At 39.8% G+C, this 2,717-nt stretch carries 4 protein-coding genes and 1 pseudogene; all 5 read right to left on the minus strand.

Going from position 1 to position 2,717, the window contains the following annotated elements; all coding sequences use genetic code 11:
- Positions 1-203: 203 nt before the first annotated feature.
- Positions 204-665 carry a hypothetical protein gene (locus HMPREF2907_RS03055; protein WP_141754396.1) on the minus strand — a complete coding sequence of 154 codons (462 nt, stop codon included), beginning with the start codon at positions 663-665 and terminating at the stop codon, positions 204-206.
- 2 nt (positions 666-667) lie between these two features.
- On the minus strand, positions 668-979 hold the full coding sequence (locus HMPREF2907_RS03060; RefSeq protein ID WP_070679950.1) for a hypothetical protein: 312 nt from the start codon (positions 977-979) through the stop codon (positions 668-670).
- Positions 980-1,159: 180 nt separating this feature from the next.
- Positions 1,160-1,585, minus strand: a complete 426-nt coding sequence (locus tag HMPREF2907_RS03065) for a hypothetical protein (protein WP_070679953.1) — start codon at positions 1,583-1,585, stop codon at positions 1,160-1,162.
- Positions 1,586-2,359 (minus strand): VENN motif pre-toxin domain-containing protein, encoded by a 774-nt coding sequence (locus HMPREF2907_RS03070; protein WP_472679135.1) that lies wholly within the window; start codon positions 2,357-2,359, stop codon positions 1,586-1,588.
- Positions 2,329-2,717 (minus strand): annotated as a pseudogene (locus HMPREF2907_RS03075) (hypothetical protein); the annotation flags it as partial. The gene HMPREF2907_RS03070 and the pseudogene HMPREF2907_RS03075, both read right to left, overlap by 31 nt.

Consider the following 2,717-nt stretch of genomic DNA (forward strand, 5'->3'; position numbering starts at 1 on the left):
TGCTGTGGCGCCTTGTTGAAAGAAAGGCCGGCTGAAACGTATTTTTGTTGTTTCAGATGGCCTCTTAGCTCAAACCTTGAGAACCGCATGCGTGCGTTCTGCACACATCCTACTTGTTGAGTTTAGGTTTCATATGGGCTACAGCTTGCACATAAACTCTACGTGAAGGATTCGTGTAAGCAGCTATTTGCGTTATGGGTGTTTTATGTAGGTTTGGGTTTTCTGTAAATTTTAGACTTTATACAGACAATGGTTTGTTGAATTGCCAATAGTTCAATCTCATTATGTGTATTAATAGTTAAATTAATTTTAATATTATTAACAAAATAATTGATATTTCTTCCATTATTCAGGATTTCCTTCTTATTATATAATTTATTTTCTTCAATTTTCTTTATACCATCATGAATAGATATGAAATTAAATGGTGATAAATCAGTTTTTTTGAAACCATCTTTTTCTTTCATGAAAAAAAATATTGTATCTAATTTATTATTAATAAATAAAATACTAATTCCAAAATCAAAGAACTCGTGATAAATATAACCTAGGTCTCTCTCCCATTCAGTATTTACGTAACAATTAGATGAGGGTAACCCTAATATTTCCCAAATAGTTTTGTCATTTTGTTCTATATCCCAAATATTTTCCAATTCTGGTTTCATAATTACCATAACTTAATACCTCTTATCTCATTTTTTTCTTTAATTTCTTTAATTGCTTGTTCAATTTTAGATTTTGTATATTTTCCAGATTTTTCAAGATTCTTTTCAAATACAGCCAAGTCTTTACATTGAGCTGCACAAAGATTTTGAGCGTCTTCTTGAATTTGTTCCTGAGTGTTTCTGCCCTTATATGTCCCACTCTGCTTATGAAGTTCATGTAGCAGTGTTATAGCTGTAGATTCATTTTTTAATTGCCTCAATTCTGATGCAGTTAAAGAACGACCCAGTATTGTTTCATTTGAGGGCTTCGGCATATTTGTCTGCCAATGCCGTTTCTTTCGGATGCAGCTGCCTATTGTTCCAATCGACATTCGCCCCTACTGCCGCCGTACCGGCATCCCCGCTCGCCGCATAGCCGATTGCCGCCCCGCCCAGTGCGTTGATCGCCGCTTTGTTCGAACCACCCGCCTGTTTTCGGATTCAGTATCATGCCATTATTTTTTATATATCAAATTAGAAGTAAATTTATCAATATTTTCTTTTAATGCTACCTCTTCTGGTATTTTTTCATCTAGGATAGAAATTAAAGTATGATTATCATTTCCCATCGTCGAAATTGTAAAGAACTCAAATAAAACATCATCAATAGGGTGATATGGGAGAGAGGTTGTAATTACATCTAGAAGTTTATCATTATGATATGACTCCGATTCCAAATATAAATCTAAAATATTTTCTATATTAGAGGATTTTTTTCCAATGATAATAACCCAATCTATAGGCATCTTTTTGATATATTTTATTAAATATTCAATATTTTCTTTTAGTTTGTAACAGCTAATTAATATACTTGCGTTTGTACTAATATTGACTGATTCTAGTTCACTAATAGAACTTAAAGAATGATAGACTATGGCCATTTATTTTCCTTTTATTGCATCAATTCTTTTTTGAAACGCTTTGATTTCTCTTTCCAAGTGTAAGATTCTTCTTTCTTGTGCGTTTTTAACTATATCTTTAGGTAAATTTTCCATTCCTGGTCTTATTGTAGGGTTCTTTTTGAAATCTTCAATTTTCGCTTTGTGTTCCTTAATACGTTTATTCAATGAACGAATTTCTTTTTGTTCACTGAAGGTTAATTGTTTTTCATCATCAGGATCTGGCGTAGGCGCATTGGTGGTTTGTGAACCATTATTGGATTGTGTATTTGCCGATTTGTCATTTGCATCATCAGCATTTTCCGATGCCATATAGTTGTCTTCAAATCTACCTGACCAAACATCTTCTAATACTTCCGAAGCGTTACAATTCCCGGTTATTTGACAAATGGCTGCAACAACAACTCCTGCTTCTGCTATTGGTAATGCATCTTTCGGTGTAAATTTTTTACCTGTTTGAATTACTCTGGCAACTTTTCTTCCTTTGGAGATAATACTTATTGCGTAATTATTCCCCACCGCCCCATCGGCCGCCATCCCGCCCCGCACGGCATCCGCAGACGAATTTCCCGCAGCCGCCCCGGCGGTCGTACCCAGTATTCTCGTGATAGCCGAAACAGTCTCTTTTTCCTCCGCACTCAGGCTGCCGCCGTCGCCTTTGCCGTACAGCCATCTGCCGATGACGGGGGCGGCCGCTTCCGCCCCTCCCGATGCCAGCGCGCCGGCTATAAAGAGTCGTTGCCGCCCGCCGCAGATACCGCTGCCCCGAGTACGCCGTGGGCGAGGATGTGGGCGGTTTCCTGACCCGACGTCAGCCTGCCGTCCGGGTTTTTCTGCGCCAGCCCTTTGAAGTATTGTCCGATTTGGTAGGATACGGCGGGACTCGCAGTGGCGGCGGCTATGCCTGCCGCGCTGTCGGTCGGGGCGGACAGGCCCGCGCCTATCATGTTGAGCAGGACTTTTCCCCTCTGCCTTGTTTTGAGGCCGTCTTCGTATTCTTTCCGGCCGATTTCTCCTTTGGCCAACTTTTCCTTCAACCCGTCCAGGCTGCGTTCGATTTCGGCATTGAGGCCTTGCAGTGTTCTGCCGAACTCCTGCGTTACTTCCCTTTGCA

This window comes from Neisseria sp. HMSC055H02 (assembly GCF_001813335.1).
In the GTDB taxonomy this organism is placed as follows: Bacteria; Pseudomonadota; Gammaproteobacteria; order Burkholderiales; family Neisseriaceae; genus Neisseria; species Neisseria sicca_C.